The following is a 25,704-nucleotide window of genomic DNA, read 5'->3' on the forward strand; positions in this document are numbered from 1 at the left end:
CAAGAGGCACTGAAGGGAATCATCTTCGTCCGGCTTCTTACAAGACACAAACATAAAGATCGCCACTCGGCAACAGAAATTGTTTTTTCACATTTTTCTTCGAAACAATCAATCAGACTTCTGAATTGTTATTGTGTAAATACAATTGCGATAATCTTTTTTGTATGCGAGCGATTTTTCTTCTTTTTAAACCACACTCTACTCTTTCCTAATTCTGACCCTTATGAATTTAACTGAACTCAAGAAAAAACCAATTGGTGAATTAATTAAAATTGCTGAATTTATGGGCCTGGAAGGTATGGCTCGTAACCGAAAGCAAGATATTATCTTTGCCATTTTGAAACGCCATGCAATGAATGGCGAAGAAATTTTTGGTGATGGCGTTCTTGAAATTCTCTCTGATGGTTTTGGTTTTTTGCGCTCTGCCGCAGGTTCGTATTTAGCAGGTCCGGATGATATTTATGTGAGTCCCTCACAAATCCGACGCTTTAACTTGCGTACAGGCGATACCATCACAGGTACTATTCGCCCTCCAAAAGAAGGTGAGCGTTATTTTGCGTTGCTCAAAGTTAACCAGATTAACTATGACACGCCAGAAAATTCTCGAAATAAAATTCTATTTGAAAACTTAACCCCCCTTTTCCCAACCGAACAATTGGTTATGGAACTAGGTAATGGTACGACAGAAGACTTAACTTCTCGTGTGGTTGACTTAGTTGCACCAATTGGTAAAGGTCAACGTTCTATTATTGTTGCACCGCCAAAAGCGGGTAAAACAATGTTACTTCAAAATATTGCTCAATCTATTGTTAGAAACAATCCTGAAGTATTCCTGATTGTTCTATTAATTGACGAGCGTCCAGAAGAAGTAACCGAAATGGAACGTACTGTTCGCGGTGAAGTCATTGCTTCAACTTTTGATGAAGCTCCTGCTCGCCACGTACAAGTTGCAGAAATGGTGATTGAAAAAGCAAAACGTCTTGTTGAACATAAAAAAGACGTTGTGATTTTGCTTGACTCTATTACCCGTTTAGCGCGTGCATATAACACTGTCATTCCTTCATCAGGTAAAGTATTAACTGGTGGTGTAGATGCTCACGCATTAGAGCGCCCTAAACGCTTCTTCGGTGCTGCACGTAATATTGAAGAAGGCGGATCTCTTACGATCATCTCAACTGCTTTGATTGAAACAGGCAGTAAAATGGATGACGTAATTTATGAAGAATTCAAAGGTACAGGTAACCAAGAGATTACTCTTGATCGCCGTATTGCTGAAAAACGCGTCTTCCCTGCTATGAATATTAAGAAATCTGGTACCCGTCGTGAAGAACGCTTAATGGATGACGATAACTTACGTAAAGTATGGATTCTCCGCAAGCTTCTTCATCCTATGGATGAGTTAGCGGCAATGGAATTCTTACTTGATCGCATGAAAGAAACTAAAACAAATGATGATTTCTTCGATCAAATGAAACGTAAAGCTTCAACTTAATCGATTAATCTTCAATAAAAAGCCACTCTTTTGAGTGGCTTTTTATTTGGTTGACAAGCTTTACACAAAAATACATTTTGCAGTTTTTTATGTAAAATTATTTATAAGATTTTGATAATAAATATTTTTGAATTAAAAAAATTAAGTTTTTTTAGTGGCTTACCTCCACCTTTTCCAATGTACTCGGGCTGATTGATTGTTTTTTTCTGTTAAAAAACAGACTGTTTTTCTCTTTTTTATACGTTTTTTTGACAGACGGCAGTAGTATTTCAGCATTTGCAGTGATAGCATAGCGGCAGACCAGTTAGACTGCTCCATGCGTTGTTACCTAGCTACGTTTTAGGAATAATAAAAGCAAAACAGTCCAACTTAGGTTTTTTTAATCTCAAATCTTTTTTGTGAGAGTGATGCCATGTTATTCAAAAAATTTGCTGTTGCTGCTGCTGTAGCTGCTACTTTAGCTTTCGTTGGTTGTTCTAAGAAAGAAGAAGCTCCTGCTGCTGCTTCTGAAGCTGTAGCTGCTGCTTCTGAAGCTACTACTGCTGCTTCTGAAGCTGCTGTAGCTGTTGACGCTGCTGCTTCTGACGTTGCTGCTGCTGCTTCTGACGTTGCTGCTGCTGCTTCTGACGTTGCTGCTTCTGCTGCACACTAATCTATAATCTAGATTAGATAAAAAAGAGGACATTTTGTCCTCTTTTTTTATGCCTAAATTTTAAGTTCTAACAATCCCTTCACTCACAACAACCTAAAGCGGGACATCATTAAAGTTAAATAAGATTATATAAAACCATTTAAAATATAAATAAAAAAAAGCAGATCAATCGATCTGCTCATTTCCAACGCGTTGTCTAAATTTCTGACCTGCTCTGAAGGTTACTACACGACGAGCAGAAATCGGAATTTCTTCGCCTGTCTTCGGATTACGTCCTGGACGTTCGCGTTTATCTCTTAATTCAAAATTACCGAAACCAGAGAGCTTAACCTGCTCCCCTGCAATAAGTGCTTGGCTAATTTCGTCGAAGAACAACTCGACCATTTGTTTTGCTTCACGGCGATTTAAGCTGGTTAACTCACTTAAATGATCAGCCATGTCTGCTTTAGTTAATGCTGTCATGAGGCCCTCAATGTCGCTTGATAAGTGTTTTCTAACACTTGGATAATATTGTCCATACCAGATTTAATTTCAGCATCTTCAAGCGTACGTGAAGGATGTTGCCACAATAGTGCAAACGCTAATGAGCGCTTACCATCTTCGACACCCTGCCCCGTATACACATCGAATAACCATGTAGAGTCTAAAAGCTCTCCACCAGTTTGTTCGATTAACTGCTGAATATCTCTAACATTTATATTATCAGAGATTAAAAGCGCAATATCACGTCTAACCGAAGGAAAACGTGATAATTCTGTAAAATTAGATACATAAGATTGCAAAACAGCTGTTTGATCGAGTTCAGCAACCCAAGTAGTGCTTAAATCAAGCTCATTTTCTAGAGATGGATGCAAACGGCCCAAATAACCAATTAACTTACCATCTACTAAAATGTCAGCCGATTGCCCTGGGTGCAACCACGCACGTTCTGAACGAACGTATTCAACACTTACACGCCCAGCAGCTAAAATCTCCTCTACTTCACCTTTGAAATCAAAGAAATCCATTGGTTGCGGTTTAGCATGCCAAGATTCTGGTGCTTGCGAGCCTACTGCCACTAGAGCCAAGGTAGGAGTCTGTTGCAAGTCTTCAATACTCTTAGCATTTTGATAATCAAAACGCAGTCCGAATTCGAAGAAGCGAACACGGCTTTGCTGACGATTGAGATTATATTGTACGCAAGGAATTAAACTAGAAAGTAAAGTACTACGCATTGCGGCCAAATCACTTGAAATTGGATTTGCGAGCATCAACGGTTTAACTTCGGGATTTAATTGCTTTTCAAGTTTGGCATCAGCAAAGCTAAAGCTAATTGCTTCTTGATAACCTAATGTCACGATCGTTTGACGTAGCTCAGCGAGCTCAAAGCGATCTTGGTATTTAGCAAATTTAACATCCATGCTTGGTAAGCTAATCTGGATATTGTCATAGCCATCAATACGCGCAACTTCTTCAATTAAGTCTTGATAAATTGCCATATCATAGCGATGTGATGGTGGAACTACACTCCATTCACCTTCAGCTTTAACTGTTACCTTACACCCTAGTCGGGTTAAAGCATCTGCAATGAACTCACCCGACACTTGATATCCCAATAATTGATCTACCTGAGCTTGTTTCAGTTCAATGGCTTCACGTTTTGGAAGTAAGTCAGTTTTTTCAGCTACAGTAATTGGGCCAAATTCACCGCCCGCTAACTCTTGAATAAGCTGCGAAGCACGGTTCATCGCTATTAACGGCAATTCAAAATCCACACCACGTTCATAACGCTGTGAAGAGTCTGTATGTAAACCAAAACGACGAGCACGACCAGCAATCACGAGTGGCGCGAAGAATGCACTTTCTAGGAAGATATCGGTAGTGTCATCGGTTACACTTGATGCTAAACCGCCCATAATTCCAGCAATTGCTAAAGCTTTTTGGTCATCAGCAATCACCATAATATCTTCTTGCAACTCAACTTCTTGATCATTCAGTAGTTGTAACTTTTCTTGTTGTGTTGCTTGACGAACATGTACAGTCCCTTCGATTTTAGACAAATCGAATGCATGCATTGGTTGACCCAATTCCATTAAGACATAGTTGGTCACATCAACCAAAATACTATGAGTACGGATTCCTGAACGTGATAAAGCCTGTTGCATCCACTCAGGAGTAGCAGCTTTTACATTAACGTTTTTAACTACACGCCCTAAATAACGCGGAGCGCCTTCAGTACTGATAACTACTTTTTTCTCATCAGAAATGGTGGCAGCAACCGTATTAATTACAGGCTCAATCATTTCTAGCTTATTAATAACTGAGATTTCACGGGCAATACCACGAATACTAAAACAGTCACCACGGTTTGGCGTAATACTGATATCAATGACATTGTCATCAAGTTTGAGGTATTCACGGACATTTACTCCTACTGGAGCATCCACTGGCAGTTCGAGCAAACCATCGATTTTATCTTCAAGATCAATCTCAGAAGCACCACAAAGCATCCCTTGTGACTCAACTCCACGAAGCTTACCTTTTTTGATTTTAAAATCGCCAGGCAATACAGCTCCAATGGTTGCAACTGGAGCTTTCATTCCAACGCGAACGTTAGGTGCGCCACATACAATTTGCAGAGGTTCACCTGAACCAATATTAACAGTTGTTACGCGCAGACGGTCTGCATCAGGATGCTGCTCAACAGTTAACACTTCACCGATTACAACGCCTGTAAATGGTTTAGCCACAGGTGCTAATTCATCAACTTCAAGACCAAGCATCGTCAACTGATCAGACAATGTATCACTATCAATTGCTGGGTTAACCCATGTGCGTAGCCAATTTTCGCTAATCTTCATCTTTATAAACCTTTTTTAATCCTGAAAAACTGTTAGGCAAATTGGCGTAAGAAACGCACATCATTTTGATAGAACATACGCAAGTCATTAATGCCATAACGCAACATTGCAAAACGCTCTACCCCTAAACCAAAAGCAAAGCCTTTGTATTTATCAGGATCAATACCAGCAGCACGTAATACATTTGGATGTACCATGCCACAGCCTAAAACTTCTAACCAACGGCCACGTTCATCCATAATATCTACTTCCGCACTTGGTTCAGTAAACGGGAAATATGATGGACGGAAACGTACCTTTAAATCTTTTTCAAAAAATTCATTAAGCAGATTAATCAATAAACCTTTTAACTCAGCAAAGCTGGTGTTCTCGGCAACGTATAGACCTTCGATCTGATGGAACATAGGTGAATGCGTTTGGTCTGAGTCACATCGATAAACACGCCCAGGACATACGATACGAATTGGTGGCTCACTTGTTTCCATTGTACGAATCTGCACACCTGAAGTATGCGTACGCAGTAAATGAGTGGCATCAAAATAGAAAGTATCGTGCATAGCACGCGCTGGATGGTGACCAGGAATATTTAATGCTTCAAAATTATGATAGTCATCTTCAACTTCTGGACCAGTCGCGACTGTAAAACCAGCTTTAGTGAAGAACTGACAAATTCTTTCTTGTACTTGGGTAACAGGGTGGACTGTACCAACACGCTGACCGCGGCCCGGCAAAGTAATATCAATCGTTTCACTTGCTAGCTTTTGCTCAAGTGCTGCCTGCTGTAATGCTGCTTGACGTTCTGTTAAAGCAGTATTAATTGTTTCTCGAACAGCATGAATCGCAGCACCTTGTACTTTGCGTTCTTCAGGGTCCATTTTCCCTAATGCTTTCGATTGTTCTGCAAGCTGGCTTTTTTTCCCTGTAAATTGCACACGTACCTGATCAAGTGCAACAAGGTCTTGAGCTGCTGCAATGGCAGCAAGCGCTTCTGTGGTCAGGGCTTCCAGTGACATATTAACTCTCAAAGCAACAAATTAAAAAAATATAATAAAACACTGCATTCTAACAGTTTTTCATCGAATTGATGAAGTTTATCCATCATGAAAAATGTATTAGGCAACAAAAAGATAAAACGTATAAGATAATAGCATCGTCAATGAGATCAACTATTATGGCGCTCAATCAGATTTGGAAACAACAACTTACGCTTGTGACGTATGGTAATGAATACCTCCGCCAAAATTTAAGCTTTACCCAATGGCGACAACATCATATTTTTGACCACCATAGTTTTCAGTTTCGTGACTTAACTTCTCAGCATTTACTTGCTCAACACTTTCAAGTTTGGTTAGAAGCTTTAAAAAAACAAGGTACCACTCAGCTTAGCTTACATCTATCAAGCCTTCTTAATGAAGAGCAAAATCCAAACAGTAATGTTGAGCTTTTACCTTATACTCATTTTATTGTGAGCCATGAAAATAATAAGAAATTTGCATGGATTTTCGGCCATGAACTTGCTGAATGGTATAACAATGATAATGAGTTTGAAGCCCCTCCTTCACAAACCTGCAAACTTCGTTTAGAAACTTTCTGGCGTTTTGAACTAACTGAAAAATTATCAAAAAAAATTGAAGCAGATTTAAAAAATCCGCCATGGCAAGAAATAGCGGACTTTATGGATAGTGAATTATTCCGTAGTAAATATGCAGTAGGTTTTGAAGAGCCAGAGTTTCAAAAAGCTTATTTTGATGGTACCAACATTACGAGCCAAGAACCAAAACTTGCTTTAATTCCAGAGAATTATCCTGCAGATTATGCTCACCAGCTTTTATCTCGTACTCAAGCATTAACCAACTATTTAGAACAAAAGAAGCGACTTGCAAATGATCCTTTAGGAGAAGAGCTAGACCAAGAACAACTCATTAATTTAAGAAATTTTACGCAAAAAACTGATGATTTGTTTGCCAAGCTTATTGTTAAGACTGCTAATCACTACCAAACAGCTCAAATAATTCCAGTCGTTAAGGCTTCTCCGTTCGAGCAATCAAATGAAAATCCACAACATTTGAAATCTCACCACCATAAAGGCACTGGTTCGGGCGTTATTAAGCTGATTGTTTTAACGATTATTATTTGTGCCTTGGCCTATTATTTTGGCCTTTAATCAAGATTACAGTTCCCATTGATAAAGTAATTCTGTTATTTCGAAGCCGAACTCAGGTAGTTCGGTTTCGCTAATTATTTTGGCCCCCATTTTTTCATAGAAGAAACGGCTTGGATTTTTATTAAAAACTTCTAAACGAATAAAAGTGTAACCTTGATTTAATGCACATTGATAGAACTTTTGAAATAACTCACGACCTATACCTTGCATTTGAATTTCTTCCAAAAGATAAAAGGCAAGAATTTCAGCAGTATTATTCTCTGGGCTCAGATAACCATCGAGAAAGCCTTTTACCATTCCATGTTCAGTATAAATAACTTATGATCAGGGCTTTTGGTGATTTCTTTCCATAGTAGCTCCTTATCTAGTACTTTAAGCTCATCCAATATTTCCTGCTTAAGCATCCCTGTATAGGTTTCTTTCCAGCACTGCACATGTACTTCTGCAATAGATAATACATCCTTAAAAGTAGCTATACGAATTTCTCTTTCATTTAATGATTTCAATTCTTTCCCCATACATCACTACTTTTAAAGTTAAGTATCATTTTTTAGTACAAATTTATTGAGCTAAAAGCTGATCTCGAACACGCATTAAAGCAAAGCCCAACAAATTTAAACCTTGCCATTGAGATGGGTCTTGAATATGTAAATGATCTTGCGCCATACCAATCCCCCAAATTTTATCTACTGGAGATGCTTCAACTAAAATATGGTCTTTCGTTGCTAATAAGAATTCTTTCAATTCAGGATGCTGAGAGAATTTAGCAAAGTTCGCCTGCACCACGATATCAAAACGTTTTTCTTGCCATATCTTTTCATCATAATTGCGCACTTTACGACCTAGTTGTTTTGCTTCATTCGGATGTTTAACTTGCAAGATCTGTGCAAAGATTTCTTCATCATTAAATAATTTTGCTTTTTGCGCCATCATATAGTGCTCAGCAGTAAAGTATTCAATACCTTCATCTTTAAATTGCACTGGATACCACTGACTAAAACAACTCTTATCAATAAGATCAGCTTGCTTAGGAGTATGCCCCCAAAAATATAAATATTTAAACTGATCACCTTTTTGCACTTTTTGAATTAAGTCATCTAAAAATTTTTCATCTTTCATAATTTATCTCTGGTTATTATCTTTTTTAAAACAGAACCACTAAAAATAAAAAAGACCGCTAAAAAGCGGCCTCTTTTTGAATCTCTAAGCTTATGCAGCTAATGCGCCTTTAGCTTTTTCAGCTAAAGCAGCAAATGCTACTGCATCATGCATAGCGATGTCAGCTAATACGCGACGGTCGATGATCACTTGAGCTTTTTTCAAGCCATCGATCATACGGCTGTAAGACAAACCGTTTTGACGAGCACCAGCATTGATACGCGCAATCCATAGAGCACGGAATTGACGTTTCTTTTGACGGCGGTCACGATAAGCGTATTGACCAGCTTTGATTACCGCTTGGAACGCTACGCGGTAAACGCGTGAACGAGCACCATAGTAACCTTTAGCGCGAGCAAGAATTTTTTTGTGACGACGATGAGCCACTACACCACGTTTTACACGAGCCATTTATAATCTCCTTAGATGTATGGGCACATACGACGAACTGAGTTCACGTCAGAAACATGAACCATTACACAGCCGCGTAATTGACGGATACGTTTAGCAGATTTTTTGGTCAAAATGTGGCGCTTAAATGCTTGTTTGCGCTTAAAACCGTGTGCAGTCGCCTTGAAGCGTTTAGCAGCACCGCGGCGAGTTTTCATCTTAGGCATAACAACCTCTTTTGAACACCTGTTCGGAACGTTTGCACCATTGCAAAAACGACCTGCAGGTAAGGGAGCCGATATTCTAAAGCATCCCAACTTAAAACAAAAGTAAAATGCTCATTTTTTGATATTAAATTGTCTATTTTATATCAACGTTATTTTCTATAATCAATTATCAAATTACGAGAAAATCCATAAAATCATCCCCTATAATAAGTACAATCGCTTAAATTCAAAAGAATATGAATATACAAAATGATGCTTTCGCTGCATTACGGTATCGAGATTTCTCTATCGTTACGATCAATCAATTTTGCTTAACGCTCGCAATTTTGATTCAAGAAATTATTGTTGCCTACTCATTATATCAAATCACCAAAGATCCACTGACCTTAGGTTTAATCGGACTTGCAGAAGCAATTCCATTTATTGCCCTTTCTCTTTGGGGAGGTTATTTCGCAGATAGGTTTAATAAACAGCTTATTATGAAAATCTGTTTATTTTTCTCGGTTCCTCTTCCCTTGGTTTTATGGTTACTTTTCCACTTACATGGTTTAGAACACATCAGTGTTAACTTCCTTTCTTGGGGTATTTATGCAGTCATTTTTGGCTTGGGAACAATCCGTGGTTTCTACAATCCTTCTGCAACATCATTAAAACCATTTTTAATTCCGCGCGAACTCTATGCAAATGGTGCGACATGGACAACGATAGGCTGGCAAAGTGGTGTAATTATCGGCCCAATGCTTGGTGGTTTTATGCTTGCTTATTTAGGCAGAGAAACCAGTCTATTTAGCGTTGCTGTTTTACTTGGTATGTGCTTTATTTTAATTAACTTATTGCATAAACGTAGTTTCCCTAAAATTGAAACTAACAACATTTTAGAAAGTCTAGGAGACGGTTTCCGTTTTATCTGGAAAACCAAAATTGTTCTTTGGGCAATTTCTCTTGATCTAGCTTCTGTTTTATTTGGGGGTGTAATCGCGTTATTACCCATTTTTGCAGAAGATATATTAAAAGTCGGTCCTGAAGGGCTTGGATATTTACGTGCGGCTCCATCTATTGGCGCACTCATTACCATGATTGCTTTGACTCGCTTTCCGCCAACTCAACATGCATGGCGTAACATGTTACTTGCTGTAGCAGGTTTTGGAATATTCACCATCCTATTCGCCTTCTCGAATAATATGTGGTTATCTCTCTTTGCGCTTGCTATGACAGGTGCATGTGACAGTATTTCTGTTGTTGTAAGACAAACCATTTTGCAAATTTTCCCACCAGAAAATATGCGGGGACGCGTAGCCGCTGTAAATGGCATGTTTGTGTCTTCGAGTAATGAATTAGGAGCTTTTGAGTCAGGCTTAGCAGCTAAATATTTGGGAACTATTACAGCGACTATTTTTGGAGGCTGTATGACTCTAGTTGTTGTGACTTTCTGTTGGCTCAAAACGAATGATCTATTTAAAGTAGACATTACCAAAAGCTCAGAAGACTAAATACATATTTATAATTTAAGCATCTTCGGATGCTTTTTTATTTTAAATAAAACCCATTACTACCCAGTAAATAAACAGATAACGCCCTGCTTTAGCAATAATGACTATACCAAGGAAGCGCCAAAAATTTTCTTTGAATAACCCAGCAACTAAAGTAATGGGATCACCAATAATAGGCGTCCAACTTAACAGTAAAGAGTAAAATCCATATTTATGGTAAAAGCTCTGCGCTTGTTGTAAACGCTTTTCAGAAACTGGAAACCACTTACGATGTTTAAATTGTTCTATCTTTAGGCCTAGCCACCAATTAACGCAAGAACCCAATACATTACCCAAAGTAGCTATGCTAATTAAAAGCAAAGCTGAATATTGCCCCTTTAATAATAAGGTTACCAATACCGCTTCAGACTGTAGAGGTAGTAATGTCGCCGCGCCAAAAGCACTTATAAAAAGCAAAAAGTAGCTCAGCATAATCAATCACACCAAACGACTTTTTGCTTTAAGTATTCACTAAATCCAAGCAAGAAATTAGGCCACTTTAATTGATAGTGCTTTCTGAACTGCGGGGCGTGCTGTTAAACGTACAATATATTCTTGTACGTATGGATAGTCTTCAATCTGAATACCTTGCCATTCATAACGTAAAATCCAAGGCAAAATTGCCATGTCAGCAATAGAGTATTCACCAGCGACAAATTTCTGACCAATGAGTTGTTTGTTAAGTACACTATATAAACGTTTAGTTTCATTAATATAGCGGTCTATCGCATAGGGGATTTTTTCTGGGGCAAAACGGTTGAAATGATGATTTTGCCCAAGCATAGGCCCTAAACCACCCATTTGCCACATCAGCCATTGCTCAACCTCAACTCGCTCTTGCTCATCTGTTGGATAAAACAATCCAGTTTTTCTACCTAAATATTGCAAGATAGCGCCTGACTCAAATATAGAAATTGGCTCACCACGGGGTCCATCTTGATCAACAATCGCAGGAATTTTATTATTCGGAGAAATTCTCAAGAAGTCTGGTTGAAATTGATCATTTTCTAAAATATTGATTGGGTAAAGAGTGTAATCCAATCCCATTTCTTCTAAGGCAATTGTGATTTTATGTCCATTGGGAGTTCCCCAATAATATAGATCAATCATTCTATTTTCCTATTCATCATTATCATGACTGCGTCTTGGTTTATATCATGTTTTAAGAAAGACTATGAGATTTCCAACACCAAAAAACACATAAAATTCGAGAATTGAATTTCATAGAAAAATATATTAATTGTCTTAAATGAAACTGAATAGAGAAAAATTAAATCATCTTTTTTATTTGTATTTAGTTATAAAAAAGCACTGCTTTTGCAGTGCTTTTTTTGAGTATTACTTTTTCTTTTTCGGTCCAAGTAACATACCCATTTGACGGCCTTCCATTTTTGGTGCTTGTTCCACAACCCCAAACTCAGCTACATCTACTTCAATTTTTTGCAATTGAGCTAAGCCAAGCTGTTGGTGAGCCATTTCACGACCACGGAAACGTAAAGTAATCTTTACTTTGTTTCCTTCTTCAAGGAATTTCAAAATAGCACGAAGCTTAACTTGATAATCACCAACATCAGTTGCAGGGCGCAGTTTGATTTCCTTCACTTGCACTTGATGCTGTTTTTTCTTCGCATCTTTTTGCTTCTGCTTCAGGTCAAACAAGTGCTTGTTGTAATCCATAATTTTACAAACAGGCGGCTCGGCGTTTGCAACGATCTCAACAAGATCAAGTTCAACCTCTTCAGCAGCACGCAGTGCTTCACTTAATGAAACAATTCCTTTTTGCTCACCTTCAGCACCGACGAGGCGTACTTCTTTTGCACGGATCTCATCATTAATTGCTGGACGGTTGCTTTTTGCACCTTGTTGTTGGTTACGGTCAGGCTGTTTAATCTTTCTTACTCCACAATATACCGGCCACGTTCGGCGACGGCAGACTTCACTAAGTCAATGAATGCATCTACTGACATAGTACCTAAATTTTTTCCTGAGCGGGTACGTACATTCACTGTACCTTCTTCAACTTCTCGATCACCAAGAACTAACAAGTAAGGAATACGCTCTAGAGTACGCTCACGAATCTTAAATCCGATTTTTTCATTTCTCAAGTCAGAAATGGCACGAAGACCATTTTCTTTGAGTTTTGCTACGACTTTCTCACAAGCTTCAGCTTGAGAGTCCGTGATATTCATGACACATGCTTGTAACGGTGACAACCAAGGTGGCATGAAACCAGCGTAGTGTTCAATTAGTATACCAATAAAACGCTCAAAACTGCCAAGAATTGCACGATGCAACATAACAGGCTGATCACGATCATTGTCTTCAGTCACATAAGACGCATCTAAACGCTCTGGTAAGTTGAAGTCACACTGAATAGTACCACATTGCCATACACGTCCGAGACAGTCTTTCAATGAGAATTCAATTTTTGGACCGTAGAATGCACCTTCACCAGGTTGTAATTCCCATTCCAACCCTGCTGCATCTAAAGCATCTGCTAAAGATTTCTCAGCCATATCCCAAAGTGCATCATCACCCACACGTTTTTCTGGACGTGTAGAAAGTTTCATTTGCACTTCTTCAAAGCCAAAATCTTTATAAACATCAAGCGTCAGTTTAATAAAATCTGCAACTTCTTGACCGATTTGTTCTTTAGTACAGAAGATATGTGCATCATCTTGTGTAAAGCCACGTACACGCATAATGCCATGTAAAGAACCAGATGGTTCGTTACGATGACAAGAACCGAACTCTGCTAAGCGAATTGGCAAATCACGGTAAGACTTCAAACCTTGGTTGAAAACTTGCACGTGACATGGGCAGTTCATTGGTTTAACCGCATAATTACGACTTTCAGAATGAGTCGTAAACATGTTGTCTGCATAGTTCGCTGCATGGCCGGATTTTTCCCAAAGCGTAAAGTCTACGATTTGTGGTGTTTTAATCTCAAGGTAACCATTGTCTTGCTGAACTTTACGCATGTATTGTTCAAGAACTTGGTAAATCGTCCAACCGTTTGGATGCCAGAACACCATACCCGGTGCTTCTTCTTGCATATGGAACAAGTCTAGAGCTTTACCAATTTTACGGTGGTCACGCTTTTCAGCTTCTTCAATACGTTTGATGTATGCAGCAAGCTGTTTCTTATCAGCCCATGCAGTACCATAAATACGTTGAAGCTGTTCGTTCTTCGCATCACCACGCCAGTAAGCGCCAGAGATTTTTGTCAGCTTAAACGATTTTAAAAATTTAGTGTTCGGTACGTGTGGACCACGACACATATCTAAATAATCTTGGTGGTAGTACAAGCCCATTTGTGTTTCTTCAGGCATGTCTGCAATCAAGCGTAATTTGTATTCTTCGCCACGTGCAGTAAATTCAGCAATTACTTCATCACGTGGTGTCATTTTTTTAACAACATCGTAATCTTGATCGATGAGCTTTTTCATGCGCTCTTCGACAGCTGCCATATCGTCTAATGTAAAAGGACGTGGCATCCAGATGTCGTAGTAAAAACCTTCTTCAATGACTGGACCAATCACCATCTTGGCTTCAGGGAAAAGCTGTTTAACAGCATGTCCGACAAGGTGTGCACAAGAATGGCGAATAATTTCAAGACCTTCTTCATCTTTTGGAGTGATAATTTGTAAGGTCGAATCTTCGGTAATTAAGTCACATGCATCAACTAAGCGATCATTCACACGTCCAGCAACAGTATTCTTTGCTAGACCAGGCCCGATACTTTGGGCAACTTCCATAACAGATACAGCGTGATCAAAATTCTTTTGATCGCCATTTGGCAATGTGATAATTGGCATAAAAAAATCCTTAAGGAGTGATGCCCTATACGAAGGAGCATTTCACCGCGAGATTATGATCGAGGCGAACCTCAAAATATAAAAACGGTGTAAATCAAAATTAAAAACCTGAAAGATTTTACACTTGTTCAAGCAAAGTGAAAACCTTTGAGCCCATAAAATCATAAATACATTTTGCTTATCAGGTAAACAGCATTAAATGACTTAAAAAACATATTGAGATGATTTTTTAAACATGTTCAACACAAGTGGTTTAAGATGAAGAAAATAGCATTTCTGCTCATTTTCTGACTGGAGGGTATTTCCCTTTAAGACTAAAGCATAGATGCTTTGATGAGTATTAAGTCATATTTTCAAAGAATGAATTAAAAATAGAACACGGAGTTGTTTCACATGGTTAGTGCTTATGATGAATTGCCACGCACACCCGCAAACTTTGTTGCGTTATCGCCTCTACGCTACCTAGAGCGTGCAGCTTATATTTATCCAAATCACGCTTCGATTATTCACGGTAAACGCCAAATTTCATGGAAAGAAACTTACCAACGTTGTTGCCAGTTTGCTTCTCAGCTCAAACAACTGGGAATTGGTAAAAATGATACGGTATCAGTTTTATTGCCGAATGTGGCAGCGATGATCGAAGCACATTTTGCAGTACCGATGACCGGAGCTGTGCTCAATACGCTCAATACACGCTTAGATGCAAAAACAATAGCTTTCATGTTAGAACATGCTGAAAGCAAAGTGCTTTTGGTTGACCCTGAATTTGTTAATCTGGCAAGAGAAGCCCTTTCACTTATTCCCGACCAACACATTATTGTGATTGATGTGGCTGATGATGAATATGAGGGCGAGAATCAGTTTATTGGCTCTTTTGAATATGAAGAATGGATAGCCCAAGGCGACATTAATTTCGTATGGCATTTACCAGAAGATGAATGGGATGCAATTAGCTTAAGCTACACTTCAGGCACAACAGGTAATCCTAAAGGCGTTGTTTACCATCATCGAGGAGCTTATTTAAACGCTGCAAGTAATATATTAGCCTGCGGAATGAAACCTCGTGCTGTATATTTGTGGACATTACCGCTTTTCCATTGTAATGGCTGGTGTTTTGCATGGAGTATTGCAGCTAGTGGTGGAACCAATATTTGTTTGCGCAAGGTCGACCCAGAATTAGTCATGCAACTCATTGCAAAACATAAAGTTGATTATTTCTGTGGTGCCCCTATTGTTCTTTCAATGATTATTAACTTACCTAAAGAAAAACAAACTGACTTTGATCACCATGTTGAAGTAATGGTTGCCGGAGCCGCTCCTCCAGTTGCTATTATTGAAGGTATGCGCAATATGGGGATTAACGTAAACCATGTGTATGGTTTAACTGAAACTTATGGACCTTCTGCCTTGTGCGCTTCCCAATCGGGATGGAATGAGCTTTCAATTGCCGAACAAGCTCAACTTCATTCTCGCCAAGGCGTGCCCTACCCATTACAAGACAGTATGCGCGTATTAGACCCAGAAACCATGCAACCCGTACCAAACGATGGACAAACCATGGGAGAAATCATGTTCCGTGGCAATATTGTCATGAAAGGCTATTTAAAGAATCCTAAAGCGACTCAAGAAGCTTTTGCTGGTGGATGGTTCCATACGGGAGACTTAGCAGTTTGCCATCCCGATGGTTATGCAAAAATTACTGATCGCTCGAAAGACATTATTATTTCAGGTGGAGAAAATATTTCCTCTCTAGAAATAGAGGATGTGTTGTACCGGCATCCAGCTGTTTTAACTGCTGCGGTCGTTGCTAAACCCGATGCTCGCTGGCAAGAAGTACCCTGCGCATTTATTGAATTAAAAATGGGTGCTACCGCAACGCCTGAAGAAATTATTGCACATTGCCAAAAAGAGTTAGCACGCTTTAAAGTTCCTAAAGATGTGATTATTACTGAAATTCCAAAAACATCGACCGGCAAATTACAGAAATTCATTTTGCGTGAATGGGCAAAAGAACGTGCTGAAAATATATAAATAAAAAAAGCGACGCCTTGAGCGTCGCTTTTTTTATTTAAGTGCATTTAGCCTTGATCAGACAATAATGCAATTTGCTGCACATAGTTAACAAATTTAACTTTTGATGCCTCAATATCTGCTTCACTCGCCTGTTGAGTTTTATCACGGTTGATTCTCAACACATGCTGACGCAAGGTGTGACGTTCCGATGCATTATAAATTTTACTAAATTCAGTAATTGCAGGATCACCCTGTTCAATCATGCGGTCAACCCAACGCATTAATTGAGCCTGTCTTTTTGCGCCTTGCTGTGGGGTTAAATAAGACAAAATAACGGTCTCATCTTCATTGCGCAATAACTTACCAATACGTTGAAATTGGCGACGACGTGCTTCAAAAGAACTAATGTTCTGCACTTCCATTAAAGCATCAATTAAACGCTCATCAACTGGAAGTTTCTGAATTTGTTTAATAGAAAGTTGTGCGAGTTGCTCACCTAAAGCAGCCATGCGTTGCACTGCTTTTTTCTGTTCGGTTTTGCTTGCACGTCCTTCTAAAGAACCGAAATCTTCTTCAGTATAACGTTGGGAACCACGTGCCACGATTAATCTGCCTCATAAAATTTTGCTGCGAATAACGCCAGTACTTCATTTAATGCCTGTTCTTCGTCGGTACCATCAATGACCAATCGTAAAGTGGTCCCTTTACCTGCACCTAACATCAGCAAAGACATAATATTTTTTGCATCTACCAAATGATCGCCTTTCCCAATCTGGATCGACGAACGAAACTTTGTAGTGACCTCTATCAGTTTTCCTGATGCACGAGCATGTAAACCGAGTTTATTAATTACATCAACAGTTGTGTCTATCATGACCAGTGCTTCATTTCTCTGTGTAAGACCTGAACAGACCATTCTGCCTCAAGTGCTTGTTTTAGTCTATCTACGATATAAACCGAACGATGTTGACCTCCAGTGCAACCAATAGAAATCGTCATATAGTGACGATGTCCTTCAGCAAATGCTGGAAGCCATTTTTTTAAGAAGTGAAGAATATCATCAAACATTTCGTTTGCTTGTGGACTTGCTTCTAAAAATTGTCTTACTGGCTCATCCAAACCAGAAAAACGTCTTAATTCTAAATCCCAATGCGGATTTGGTAAATGCCGTACATCAAAAACATAATCGGCATCTAAAGGAATGCCATGTTTATATCCAAAAGACTGCAATATGACAATAAGCTTATCTGACTGCCCCAATTTAGACAGTAAAATATGCTTTAAATCATGAACGCTTTTATCTGTTGTATCAATATGAACCGTCGCACGGAACTGAATTGGAAGCAGCAACTGCTTTTCTTCATGAATACATTGCAACAGACTTTTAAAACGGTTGGCTAATGGATGTGGACGACGCGATGCACTAAAACGTGCAATCAGATCCTGATCTTGCGTAGTAAGGTAAATAACATCAACCGTCCCATGTCTTTGTAATTGCTCAAAAACATGATCGAACTCTTGCATATCTGCCCGAGTACTTCTTACATCCACACCTAAAGCCAATTGCTCTAGGTTATTTTCATGATCTAGCTTTGCCACAATTTCAGGCAGCAATGCCAAAGGCAAATTATCAATACAGTAATAGCCCAAATCTTCTAATACTTGAAGGGCTGAAGATTTTCCTGAACCAGACTGTCCTGTCACGATAAGTATACGCTTCATGGCATGGCTGTCCTTTGATCTCTTTATTGGGGTGTAAAGGCAACTTCTAAATTGTCAATCAAACGGGTTACACCCAGTTTTGCCGCGACAAATAACACAATATCACGATCAAATTGAGTAGCAGGTAACAGATTTGTCTGACGAGCTTCGACATAATCAACAACAAAACCATTATCTGTCAACTGAGTTTTGATATCTTCTACAACTTGTTGCAAATCTTTGCCTTGATGTAACTGTTGCTCAGCCTGCTTCAAACTTTGATAAATAACCGGAGCCACCTGACGGTGCTCATCACTTAAATAACCATTTCTTGAGCTAAGTGCTAAGCCATCTGCTGCACGAACGATTGGCACACCAATCACTTCTAAAGGAATATTTAAATCTTGTACAAACTGGCGAATAACTGCTAACTGCTGGTAATCTTTTTGTCCAAAGAAAGCGTAGTTAGGTTGCACAATATTAAAGAGCTTAGTTACCACCAAAGCTACACCATCAAAGTGTCCCGGACGTGAACTACCACATAAAGCATCTGTAATCTGGTTTACACTTATATTCGTTAAACGCGGTTGTGTACCGTACATTTGCTCAACTGATGGTGCAAAAATAATGTCACAGCCTACATCGGCAAGTAGGCGACTATCTTGTTCTAAAGTACGAGGATAGTTGTCAAAATCTTCACCCGGTCCAAATTGAGTCGGATTTACGAAGATGCTCACAACCACAACATCACATAGCTTTTTCGCTTCACGAACAAGTGTGAGATGTCCTTCATGTAGATTTCCCATTGTTGGGACAAAACCAATAATTTTACGTGCAGCTCTAGCAGGATTTAAAGAAGCTGCAAGACCTTGTATGGTGGTTTCTGTTTTCATGAATTACAGCTCAACGTGAAAAGTATGTTCTTTAGCAGGGAATGACTGATCAAGTACCGCAGCATGATAAGCTTTAAACGCATCTAAAATAGCAGTTTCACCTGATTGCTCTTTCATAAAGTTACGTACAAAACGTGCAACTCGACCAAAAGTTAAACCTAACATATCTTGTACAACCAATACCTGACCATCAGTTGCATTACCTGCACCAATACCAATTACAGGTGTATTTGGGAATAATTCAGCAATTTCTTGTCCCAACTGAGCAGGTACACATTCAAGTAATAACACCGACGCACCCGCCTCAACTACTGCTGTACAATCAGCAATGAGTTGATCTGCCGCTTCACGTGTTCTCGCTTGTAATTTATAACCACCAAATACATGTACAGATTGAGGTGTTAAGCCTAAATGTACACAAACAGGTACGCCATTACGGGTTAAAACCTGCACGATTTCACTTAACCATGCACCGCCTTCGATTTTCACCATTTGAGCGCCAGCCTGCATGACTGTTCTTGAGTTCTGCAAAGCATCATTTAAGGTTGCATAACTCATGAATGGTAAGTCGGTCATAATCAATGCATGCTGATTACCACGACGAACCGCTGCCGTATGATAAGCCATATCTTCAACGGTTACTGGTAAAGTTGAATCTCGCCCTTGAATTGCCATTCCAAGAGAATCACCAATTAAGATTGTATCAACTTCAGCAAGTTCCATTGCTTTTGCCATGCTTGCATCGTAACAAGTCAGGCAAGAGAACTTGCGTCCTTCGGTTTTAAATTTTCTTAAGTCACTTAGACTAATCATGATGATATCCTCTACAGGAGTTCGCAGAACATAATGAATCGAGAGCTTAAGCCCAAGACTCATCAGCAAGTACAGTCAGTGTCGGCTGCTGTATCAGCTCTAAATCTTTGAGTGGCTGACCATTCAGTTGTAAATCTGCATCTAAATCTAATAAGGGAATTACAACAAAATCTCGTTGTAGAATTCCTATGTGCGGCACAGTTAAGCGCTCATTTTGGATTTTTTCATTGCCATATATAAGCAAATCCAGATCTAAGGTTCGCTCACCCCAACGACGAAGTCGTACACGACCAGCCTCTTGCTCAAAACGTTGTAAATGATCGAGCAAATCTAAAGGCGCAAGATCCGTATTTAATTCTGCAACTGCATTTAAATAATTTGGCTGGTCTTGAGGCCCCATAGGTGGACTTTGATAAAGTCTAGAAACTTTAACCATTCCTAAGGTTTTAAGCTTGGTAATGGCTTCAGATAAAATTTGACGTGAATCGCCTAAATTACTTCCTAAACCAATATAAGTGGTTATTGTCATTGCGTTGGCCCAAAAACAACTTGGCTTAAATCGCGTTGTACCCGCTTACGTTTTAAAATTGGATGATCGCCCATCACGCCTGCGTCCAAAGCAGTCGCTTTTTCAACAAATCGGCTTACTGCCTGATCTTGTCTAGTACGTTCTTTTTTCCCACGGCGAGTGCGTAGTTCCGGAATATCAACCAAAGGTTCAATTTCCGTCTCAACTTTATTATTTTCAATAGGCTCAGCAGCAGCTTTACGACGGTTTCTAGCTTTCTGACGATTATATTGGCTAATAGCAGCTTCTTTTTCGTCATTTGACATTTCTTGGTACGATTCCCACCAGCTTCCCATTCCTTGTGTTGTGTCATCACCTGACTTTTCACGGAGTAATAAGAAGTCAAAACCAGCGCGGAAGCGAGCATGCCCTGCCAATGCTTCTATTTGCTGTGGTTTTGGATTGAGCAAACGAGTCTGCATTTCCCAAACTTCACGGATAAAAGTTTCTGCAAAACGTGGAATAACTGTACGTGTCGCTTGGCGTTTTAAGACATCTAAACCAGCCTGTGCACGAGCTTCGGTCGGCACAATACCTTTAGATAAATAAAATTCACAACGCTCTAAAAACGGCTGCCACAATAAAACTGCATAGAAAAACGCAGGATTAATTGTCTTACCCACTTGTATACGTTGATCTGTATTCTTTGCTGCTCTTAAAATAAATGCAGTGAGATTAGGCTGAATATCGGCAAAAAGTTGCTTCCAGACACCGAACTCAATCAACATTGGCAGAACACGCGCCAAATGTCCCATTGTGAACAGCTTCTGAGATTCATCATATAAACGATGCGGCGAGACATCACGCAATAATTGCGTCATTTCAGCATCAAATATATCGAGAATATTTGAATCAATTTTGAAATTTAACTTGGCTGCAAAGCGTAGAGTTCGCAGCATACGCACAGGGTCTTCTTCAAAACGCTGTGTTGGATCACCCAATAAACGCAAAGTTTTGTTTTTAACATCGTCAATTGCTTTGCAAAAATCGAGCACAATAGCCTTACGCGGTTGGTAATATAAGGTATTGATAGAAAAGTCACGTCGAGCAAAGTCTTGTTCGATGGTACCCCAGTTATTGTCACGTAAAATCATGCCTGAGGCACTCGTAACTGCTTTTTTAGGAGGGGCACGGAATGTTGCAACTTCAATCAGCTCACGTCCTGAATAGACATGTGCCAATTCAAATCGACGACCAATGATTCGGCAACGTCGGCCAAAAACTTCTTTAATTTGAGAAGGTGTCGCATTGGTGACTGCATCGAAATCTTTAGGATTAAACCCTAGCATTAAATCACGGACACCACCCCCAACAATATAAGCTTCATAGCCAGCTTTAGTCAGGCTATCGATCACATCTAAAATCGAAGAAGGAAGTTGGGCTGTGGACAAACCACATTTTGACGCTCGCAAGGTTTGCAAAAGACGCTGTCTCCTACGTCAGGACGTAAATAACAAGTTGTCGCTAATCATAGCTCTAACGCACACAAAGGGCAATTTGATTCTCTGTAGTTTGCGCATGAAATGACAATTGACAAACACATGATTTATAAACTCAACCGCGTTTTATTCTTTTCAAAAATGGCTGGACCAATGCCCTTTACGTTTTTAAATTCATCAATATTTTTAAAACCACCATTCTTTTGGCGGTATTCTACAATCGCCTGAGCCTTTTTCTCACCAATCCCTTTTAGCTTTTGAAGCTCATCAATATTGGCTTGATTCAAGTGAACTTGCCCTGAAGAATCAGTCATTGTTGAACTTTTTGGGGCATTAGAGAGAGAGGAATGCTGCGTGCTTAACTTCTGATCATACATCTGCTGTTTAGCTTTCCACTCCTTAAAATTTTGATCAAAAGACTGGGCCTGAATCAGTGTTGATGAAATCAGGCTCCAAAATAAAACAATAAAAATATAATACTTACTCTTCCAAAGATTGATGCTGAGCTGCATGTGTTTTTTCCCCTGATTTTAACTGCCGCTTTGCCTGATCCCACAATTCATCCATTTCAGACAAGGTCATGTCATCTAATGTTCTTTGCTGTTTTTTCGCTTGATCTTCAATAAAAGCAAAACGGCTTCTAAATTTATGTATTGTTGATAAAAGTGATGTTTCACTTGAAATCGCAAGTTTACGTCCTACATTGACTAATGAAAACAGGCAATCTCCAAACTCATCTTGGATTTCATCCATATTTTGATTTTTTAGTGCCTGTTTGAACTCATCCAGCTCTTCTTCTAGTTTTGTATAAGCATCTTCTACGGTTTCAAAGTCGAACCCAACTTTTGCTACATTTTCTTGAATCTCTTGTGCCTGTAATAGTGCTGGTCCATGCTTTAGCTCATCTAATCGTGATTGAATCTTTCCTTGTTTTTCTTGTTGTTTAATTTGTTTCCAGAGTTCACTTACTTGTTCAGAACTTAAGTTATTAAATTGATCTGCCTGAAAAACATGTGGATGGCGGCGAATTAACTTTTCACTTATTGCCTCAACAACATCTTGAAAATTAAAAGCATCTTGCTCACTAAACATTTGTGATTGAAACACGACTTGTAATAACAAATCGCCTAGCTCATTTCTGATTTCATTAATATCGCCCTGACGAATGGCCGCCTCGACTTCATAGGCCTCTTCAATGGCATATTTCGTAAGAGTCATGGGTGTTTGCGCCTGATCCCACGGACATTTCTCACGTAACTCTTGCATAATTTTAAGCAACTTATCCATGGTAACCCTCAAGTTCAAAAAGTCGGTCAGTAAAACTAAGATCTTAATTTGTTATGATCAAAATCAAAGCGATTAAATCAGTCGCACTATTGTACTGACAAAGAGAAAAAAGATGAGACACAGTATTCTGATTAGTGGCGCCGCTCAAGGTATTGGGGCAGAAATTGCACGTGTATTTTACCAACAGGGATATAAAGTAGGCATTTATGATATTAATGAGTCGCTTGCTCAAAAACTGGCAAGTGACTTAGGGCCAAATGCATATGCTGGCTATCTAGATGTAAGTGATTACAACCAATGGCAACACATATTAAAAGAGTTTACTGACTGGGCTGGCGAACTTAACATCTTGGTAAATAACGCCGGTATTTTATATTCTGGCGCATTTGAAACGACTGATATTAAAGCTCATCAAAGAACAATAAATATTAATGTAAACGGTGTCATCAATGGCTGTCACGCTGCCCTACCTTATTTAAAGCAAGCGTCTTTTGCACGTGTTATCAATCTTTCGTCAGCTTCTGCAATTTATGGACAAGCCGATTTGATTTCTTATTCAGCCAGTAAGTTTGCTGTTCGCGGAATTACAGAAGGTTTAGATGTGGAATGGAAAAAATATGGTATTCGCGTTTTAGATGTGATGCCGCTGTTTGTGCAAACTGCAATGGTTAACAATATGGATGCAGGCACTATTCAAAATATGGGGATAGATTTAACTCCAAATGATATTGCTCAGCAGGTGCTTACGCTTGTAGAGAAAAAGGCTCATTTCTGGACTCCGACTCACACTCCTGTTGGCATAAAAACCAAACTACTTTATCAGCTCTCGACTTTAAGCCCTCAGTTTTTAAATCGACTCACCAACATTTATTTATCGAGAAAATAATCCAATATAAAAAAAAGGCTGTCATTTGACAGCCTTTTTTTTAAAAATATATTCATAATACAATAATTAAAAATACTAAAATTTAAGTTATTCTAAATCTAAAGCTCAAATAAAAATAAATAAAAGCAGCAACTGATTAAAAAATCTAAAAAAACAAAACATAAATATTAGCAAAAACCAACTACTTCAATTATTTAAACTTACAAATTCATTTAAATCTAAATAAAATTTCAAATACACGTCAATAGTTAAGATTCAAATTATTATAAAAATTTAATTAGATGATTTATCAAACAAATAAACACTTAAAATATAAAACTTCAAAAACATTCAATGCTATATTACATAAGCCTTTGCGGTTATTTTTCAATAGAATACATAAAACTAATAATAAATAAAATTATTGAAATACTCATCTTATAAAATTATAGTTCGTTTATTTTTGTAAACTTATGGGTGTTTTTTGTGACAAATTCTCTAATAAATAAACAATCACAACTACACAAAAAATTTCTTATCACTGCTCTATTCAGCAGTCTTTTTCCTATCGCTCACGCTGGTTTTTTTGATGATTACAATCAAACAGCTCAAAGCTTCCGTGCAAATATCAACCAACCCATTCCAGAAGAAACTCATAAGTTTTTAGATAAAAAAGTCAAAAGCAGTGATGCAGCACTCTACCTACTTGAAAAAGCTCGTTTGCAACAAGCTAATCATCAGTATGAAGAAAGTAAACAATCCTTCGAAGCTGCGTTTGCTCTGTTAGAACAAAGGAATAATAAAGCAAAGATCAGTGCTTCAGAACTTGGATTTAAAGCTTTTTCACTTGTAAGTAATGACAGCATTATTCCCTATAAGATCCCTGAGTATGAGCAAGTTTTGGCTCATGTATATCAAGCAATTAATTTTATAGCTCTTAACAATGTAGAAAGTGCTGGTGTAGAAATGCGTATTGCCCAACGCATTCAGCGTGAAATTGAACTCGCTCATACAAAAGAAGCGGAGAAAGCTAAAGAAAAAGCTGGCTCCGATAACGATCAAAACTTTGATGAAGCTTTTGCTGGCTTAGATACAATCGCTGGGAAAGTTAAAAATACATATCAAAATGCTTATGCATTTTATATGGCAGCTACTCTTTGGGAGGCTCTTGGGGAAGAAAATGATGCCCTAGTTGATTTCAAAAAAGCTTACGAATTACAACCTAATGATTTTATTAAAAATGATGTCAAACGTTTAGACACTTCCTCTAATAAGAAATCTCAACAATATCCAGTTGTAATTTTTTTAGAACAAGGTTTAGTACCGCAAAAAATTCCTAACACGCTAGCCTTGCCTACTCCAAATGGCTTAGTCAATATTTCTTTTGCTAGCTATAATCCTGCGACCTACACAAGCCCCTCCAATCTTCAGGTGTTTGTAAATGGCAGACCGGTAACAAATACTTCGACCTTAACTGATATAGGTGCATTAGCTGTAAAAACACTAAAAGAAAATGTAGCAGCTAATATGGCCTCACAAATTGCACGTACGACAGCAAAATATATGGTGCAAAAAGAACTTGGGAACAGACTCGGCGCTATTGGTCAAATCGCTGGAAATATTTATAACACAGCTTCTGAAAAAGCTGATGTTCGTGCGTGGAATACTTTACCAAGTAACGCTCAAGTTGCTCGTCTCACTTTACCAACAGGCACTCATACGATCCAACTAAAGAATGGCTATATGACTCAAGAACTCAATATTAATGTAAAACCAAATCAAACAGTGTTCATTCACGGCATTGAAGCAAATCAAGAAATTTTAACCGATAGTTTTGCTATTACTCATTAATGAT

27 protein-coding genes and 1 pseudogene are annotated in these 25,704 nt (G+C 38.7%); 7 read left to right on the forward strand and 21 right to left on the reverse strand.

The features are described from left to right. Positions 1–223 precede the first annotated feature (223 nt). Positions 224–1,492 (forward strand): transcription termination factor Rho, encoded by a 1,269-nt coding sequence (rho, locus tag ASF86_RS13125; RefSeq protein ID WP_003655059.1) that lies wholly within the window; start codon positions 224–226, stop codon positions 1,490–1,492. 159 nt (positions 1,493–1,651) lie between these two features. On the opposite strand, the gene ASF86_RS19310 is transcribed toward rho, so the two are convergent. Beyond that, positions 1,652–1,810, reverse strand: a complete 159-nt coding sequence (locus tag ASF86_RS19310) for a hypothetical protein (protein ID WP_081407704.1) — start codon at positions 1,808–1,810, stop codon at positions 1,652–1,654. Between the two features lie 94 nt (positions 1,811–1,904). Between ASF86_RS19310 and ASF86_RS13130 the strand changes: the two genes are divergently transcribed. After that, positions 1,905–2,144, forward strand: a complete 240-nt coding sequence (locus tag ASF86_RS13130) for a hypothetical protein (protein WP_056482730.1) — start codon at positions 1,905–1,907, stop codon at positions 2,142–2,144. A gap of 165 nt (positions 2,145–2,309) precedes the next feature. Here the strand turns inward: ASF86_RS13130 and ASF86_RS13135 are convergent, their stop codons facing one another. From ASF86_RS13135 to pheS, 3 genes are read right to left on the reverse strand one after another with little or no spacing between them, the layout of a single operon-like run. Then, a complete protein-coding gene (locus ASF86_RS13135; RefSeq protein WP_000126166.1) occupies positions 2,310–2,606 on the reverse strand; it encodes an integration host factor subunit alpha in 297 nt (98 codons plus the stop codon). After that, the gene (pheT, locus tag ASF86_RS13140; protein ID WP_056482732.1) at positions 2,603–4,984 is read right to left on the reverse strand and encodes a phenylalanine--tRNA ligase subunit beta; all 2,382 of its coding nucleotides are present in this window, start codon (positions 4,982–4,984) and stop codon (positions 2,603–2,605) included. Before pheT ends, ASF86_RS13135 begins: the two co-directional genes overlap by 4 nt. Before the next feature lie 32 nt (positions 4,985–5,016). Then, positions 5,017–5,997, reverse strand: a complete 981-nt coding sequence (pheS, locus tag ASF86_RS13145) for a phenylalanine--tRNA ligase subunit alpha (protein WP_003655056.1) — start codon at positions 5,995–5,997, stop codon at positions 5,017–5,019. A gap of 158 nt (positions 5,998–6,155) precedes the next feature. On the opposite strand from pheS, the gene ASF86_RS13150 reads away from it, so the two are divergent. Further along, on the forward strand, positions 6,156–7,148 hold the full coding sequence (locus ASF86_RS13150; protein WP_056482735.1) for a hypothetical protein: 993 nt from the start codon (positions 6,156–6,158) through the stop codon (positions 7,146–7,148). Positions 7,149–7,154: 6 nt separating this feature from the next. On the opposite strand, the pseudogene ASF86_RS13155 reads toward ASF86_RS13150, so the two are convergent. The 4 genes and pseudogenes from ASF86_RS13155 to rpmI form a co-directional block, all read right to left on the reverse strand. Further along, positions 7,155–7,654: pseudogene (locus ASF86_RS13155) on the reverse strand (GNAT family N-acetyltransferase). A 55-nt stretch (positions 7,655–7,709) separates the two neighbouring features. Continuing rightward, positions 7,710–8,267 (reverse strand): NADAR family protein, encoded by a 558-nt coding sequence (locus ASF86_RS13160; protein ID WP_056482738.1) that lies wholly within the window; start codon positions 8,265–8,267, stop codon positions 7,710–7,712. Between the two features lie 90 nt (positions 8,268–8,357). After that, positions 8,358–8,717, reverse strand: coding sequence for a 50S ribosomal protein L20 (gene rplT, locus ASF86_RS13165; RefSeq protein ID WP_000124858.1), 360 nt, complete (start codon positions 8,715–8,717; stop codon positions 8,358–8,360). A gap of 11 nt (positions 8,718–8,728) precedes the next feature. Next, a complete protein-coding gene (gene rpmI / locus ASF86_RS13170; protein ID WP_003655048.1) occupies positions 8,729–8,923 on the reverse strand; it encodes a 50S ribosomal protein L35 in 195 nt (64 codons plus the stop codon). A gap of 236 nt (positions 8,924–9,159) precedes the next feature. Between rpmI and nreB the strand changes: the two genes are divergently transcribed. Beyond that, positions 9,160–10,413, forward strand: a complete 1,254-nt coding sequence (gene nreB / locus ASF86_RS13175) for a nickel resistance MFS transporter NreB (protein ID WP_056482741.1) — start codon at positions 9,160–9,162, stop codon at positions 10,411–10,413. Positions 10,414–10,455: 42 nt separating this feature from the next. Here the strand turns inward: nreB and ASF86_RS13180 are convergent, their stop codons facing one another. The 4 genes from ASF86_RS13180 to thrS form a co-directional block, all read right to left on the reverse strand. Then, positions 10,456–10,884, reverse strand: coding sequence for a YqaA family protein (locus ASF86_RS13180; protein WP_056482744.1), 429 nt, complete (start codon positions 10,882–10,884; stop codon positions 10,456–10,458). Positions 10,885–10,941: 57 nt separating this feature from the next. Further along, positions 10,942–11,562, reverse strand: a complete 621-nt coding sequence (locus ASF86_RS13185; protein WP_017391235.1) for a glutathione S-transferase N-terminal domain-containing protein — start codon at positions 11,560–11,562, stop codon at positions 10,942–10,944. Between the two features lie 228 nt (positions 11,563–11,790). After that, positions 11,791–12,342 carry a translation initiation factor IF-3 gene (gene infC, locus ASF86_RS13190; protein WP_080026316.1) on the reverse strand — a complete coding sequence of 184 codons (552 nt, stop codon included), beginning with the start codon at positions 12,340–12,342 and terminating at the stop codon, positions 11,791–11,793. Between the two features lie 5 nt (positions 12,343–12,347). Further along, positions 12,348–14,270, reverse strand: coding sequence for a threonine--tRNA ligase (gene thrS, locus ASF86_RS13195; protein ID WP_003655037.1), 1,923 nt, complete (start codon positions 14,268–14,270; stop codon positions 12,348–12,350). Positions 14,271–14,663: 393 nt separating this feature from the next. On the opposite strand from thrS, the gene ASF86_RS13200 reads away from it, so the two are divergent. Then, positions 14,664–16,301, forward strand: a complete 1,638-nt coding sequence (locus ASF86_RS13200) for an acyl-CoA synthetase (RefSeq protein ID WP_056482746.1) — start codon at positions 14,664–14,666, stop codon at positions 16,299–16,301. A 47-nt stretch (positions 16,302–16,348) separates the two neighbouring features. Here the strand turns inward: ASF86_RS13200 and yjgA are convergent, their stop codons facing one another. From yjgA to mazG, 9 genes are all read right to left on the reverse strand, one after another. Next, positions 16,349–16,885 (reverse strand): ribosome biogenesis factor YjgA, encoded by a 537-nt coding sequence (gene yjgA / locus ASF86_RS13205; RefSeq protein ID WP_005036793.1) that lies wholly within the window; start codon positions 16,883–16,885, stop codon positions 16,349–16,351. A 2-nt stretch (positions 16,886–16,887) separates the two neighbouring features. After that, positions 16,888–17,157: an HPr family phosphocarrier protein gene (locus ASF86_RS13210; RefSeq protein ID WP_013198928.1), complete on the reverse strand. Its 270-nt coding sequence runs from the start codon at positions 17,155–17,157 to the stop codon at positions 16,888–16,890. Beyond that, positions 17,154–18,005 carry an RNase adapter RapZ gene (gene rapZ, locus ASF86_RS13215; protein WP_003655028.1) on the reverse strand — a complete coding sequence of 284 codons (852 nt, stop codon included), beginning with the start codon at positions 18,003–18,005 and terminating at the stop codon, positions 17,154–17,156. Before rapZ ends, ASF86_RS13210 begins: the two co-directional genes overlap by 4 nt. A 23-nt stretch (positions 18,006–18,028) precedes the next feature. Beyond that, positions 18,029–18,877, reverse strand: a complete 849-nt coding sequence (panC, locus tag ASF86_RS13220) for a pantoate--beta-alanine ligase (RefSeq protein ID WP_056482749.1) — start codon at positions 18,875–18,877, stop codon at positions 18,029–18,031. Between the two features lie 3 nt (positions 18,878–18,880). Next, entirely contained in the window at positions 18,881–19,690 is an 810-nt protein-coding gene (gene panB / locus ASF86_RS13225) for a 3-methyl-2-oxobutanoate hydroxymethyltransferase (protein WP_003655024.1), read from the reverse strand. A gap of 46 nt (positions 19,691–19,736) precedes the next feature. Beyond that, on the reverse strand, positions 19,737–20,219 hold the full coding sequence (folK, locus tag ASF86_RS13230) for a 2-amino-4-hydroxy-6-hydroxymethyldihydropteridine diphosphokinase (RefSeq protein ID WP_056482751.1): 483 nt from the start codon (positions 20,217–20,219) through the stop codon (positions 19,737–19,739). After that, positions 20,216–21,679 carry a polynucleotide adenylyltransferase PcnB gene (gene pcnB / locus ASF86_RS13235; protein WP_056482754.1) on the reverse strand — a complete coding sequence of 488 codons (1,464 nt, stop codon included), beginning with the start codon at positions 21,677–21,679 and terminating at the stop codon, positions 20,216–20,218. Before pcnB ends, folK begins: the two co-directional genes overlap by 4 nt. Positions 21,680–21,804: 125 nt before the next feature. Continuing rightward, positions 21,805–22,209, reverse strand: coding sequence for a ComEA family DNA-binding protein (locus tag ASF86_RS13240; protein ID WP_056482757.1), 405 nt, complete (start codon positions 22,207–22,209; stop codon positions 21,805–21,807). Then, positions 22,178–22,984 (reverse strand): nucleoside triphosphate pyrophosphohydrolase, encoded by an 807-nt coding sequence (gene mazG, locus ASF86_RS13245; protein ID WP_056482759.1) that lies wholly within the window; start codon positions 22,982–22,984, stop codon positions 22,178–22,180. The genes ASF86_RS13240 and mazG overlap by 32 nt, the downstream gene beginning before the upstream one ends. Before the next feature lie 112 nt (positions 22,985–23,096). Here mazG and ASF86_RS13250 point away from each other — a divergent pair, with 112 nt between their 5' ends. Together ASF86_RS13250 and ASF86_RS13255 are read left to right on the forward strand one after the other, a co-directional pair. After that, positions 23,097–23,870, forward strand: a complete 774-nt coding sequence (locus tag ASF86_RS13250; RefSeq protein WP_056482762.1) for an SDR family oxidoreductase — start codon at positions 23,097–23,099, stop codon at positions 23,868–23,870. A 516-nt stretch (positions 23,871–24,386) separates the two neighbouring features. Next, positions 24,387–25,700 (forward strand): COG3014 family protein, encoded by a 1,314-nt coding sequence (locus ASF86_RS13255; RefSeq protein WP_056483198.1) that lies wholly within the window; start codon positions 24,387–24,389, stop codon positions 25,698–25,700. Positions 25,701–25,704 lie beyond the last annotated feature (4 nt).

Source organism: Acinetobacter sp. Leaf130 (assembly GCF_001423205.1).
GTDB classification, from domain to species: Bacteria; Pseudomonadota; Gammaproteobacteria; order Pseudomonadales; family Moraxellaceae; genus Acinetobacter; species Acinetobacter calcoaceticus.

Coding starts and splice junctions, on each gene's coding strand:
- ASF86_RS13130 (WP_056482730.1), top strand. CDS start 1,905: ATGTTATTCAAAAAATTTGCTGTTGCTGCTGCTGTAGCTGCTACTTTA.
- panC (WP_056482749.1), bottom strand. CDS start 18,877: ATGAAAACAGAAACCACCATACAAGGTCTTGCAGCTTCTTTAAATCCT.
- panB (WP_003655024.1), bottom strand. CDS start 19,690: ATGATTAGTCTAAGTGACTTAAGAAAATTTAAAACCGAAGGACGCAAG.
- ASF86_RS13150 (WP_056482735.1), top strand. CDS start 6,156: ATGGCGCTCAATCAGATTTGGAAACAACAACTTACGCTTGTGACGTAT.
- rapZ (WP_003655028.1), bottom strand. CDS start 18,005: ATGAAGCGTATACTTATCGTGACAGGACAGTCTGGTTCAGGAAAATCT.
- ASF86_RS13180 (WP_056482744.1), bottom strand. CDS start 10,884: ATGCTGAGCTACTTTTTGCTTTTTATAAGTGCTTTTGGCGCGGCGACA.
- ASF86_RS13200 (WP_056482746.1), top strand. CDS start 14,664: ATGGTTAGTGCTTATGATGAATTGCCACGCACACCCGCAAACTTTGTT.
- rpmI (WP_003655048.1), bottom strand. CDS start 8,923: ATGCCTAAGATGAAAACTCGCCGCGGTGCTGCTAAACGCTTCAAGGCG.
- ASF86_RS13160 (WP_056482738.1), bottom strand. CDS start 8,267: ATGAAAGATGAAAAATTTTTAGATGACTTAATTCAAAAAGTGCAAAAA.
- rplT (WP_000124858.1), bottom strand. CDS start 8,717: ATGGCTCGTGTAAAACGTGGTGTAGTGGCTCATCGTCGTCACAAAAAA.
- ASF86_RS13185 (WP_017391235.1), bottom strand. CDS start 11,562: ATGATTGATCTATATTATTGGGGAACTCCCAATGGACATAAAATCACA.
- mazG (WP_056482759.1), bottom strand. CDS start 22,984: ATGGATAAGTTGCTTAAAATTATGCAAGAGTTACGTGAGAAATGTCCG.
- ASF86_RS13210 (WP_013198928.1), bottom strand. CDS start 17,157: ATGATAGACACAACTGTTGATGTAATTAATAAACTCGGTTTACATGCT.
- pheT (WP_056482732.1), bottom strand. CDS start 4,984: ATGAAGATTAGCGAAAATTGGCTACGCACATGGGTTAACCCAGCAATT.
- ASF86_RS13250 (WP_056482762.1), top strand. CDS start 23,097: ATGAGACACAGTATTCTGATTAGTGGCGCCGCTCAAGGTATTGGGGCA.
- ASF86_RS19310 (WP_081407704.1), bottom strand. CDS start 1,810: ATGGAGCAGTCTAACTGGTCTGCCGCTATGCTATCACTGCAAATGCTG.
- rho (WP_003655059.1), top strand. CDS start 224: ATGAATTTAACTGAACTCAAGAAAAAACCAATTGGTGAATTAATTAAA.
- ASF86_RS13135 (WP_000126166.1), bottom strand. CDS start 2,606: ATGACAGCATTAACTAAAGCAGACATGGCTGATCATTTAAGTGAGTTA.
- folK (WP_056482751.1), bottom strand. CDS start 20,219: ATGACAATAACCACTTATATTGGTTTAGGAAGTAATTTAGGCGATTCA.
- pheS (WP_003655056.1), bottom strand. CDS start 5,997: ATGTCACTGGAAGCCCTGACCACAGAAGCGCTTGCTGCCATTGCAGCA.
- ASF86_RS13240 (WP_056482757.1), bottom strand. CDS start 22,209: ATGCAGCTCAGCATCAATCTTTGGAAGAGTAAGTATTATATTTTTATT.
- thrS (WP_003655037.1), bottom strand. CDS start 14,270: ATGCCAATTATCACATTGCCAAATGGCGATCAAAAGAATTTTGATCAC.
- nreB (WP_056482741.1), top strand. CDS start 9,160: ATGAATATACAAAATGATGCTTTCGCTGCATTACGGTATCGAGATTTC.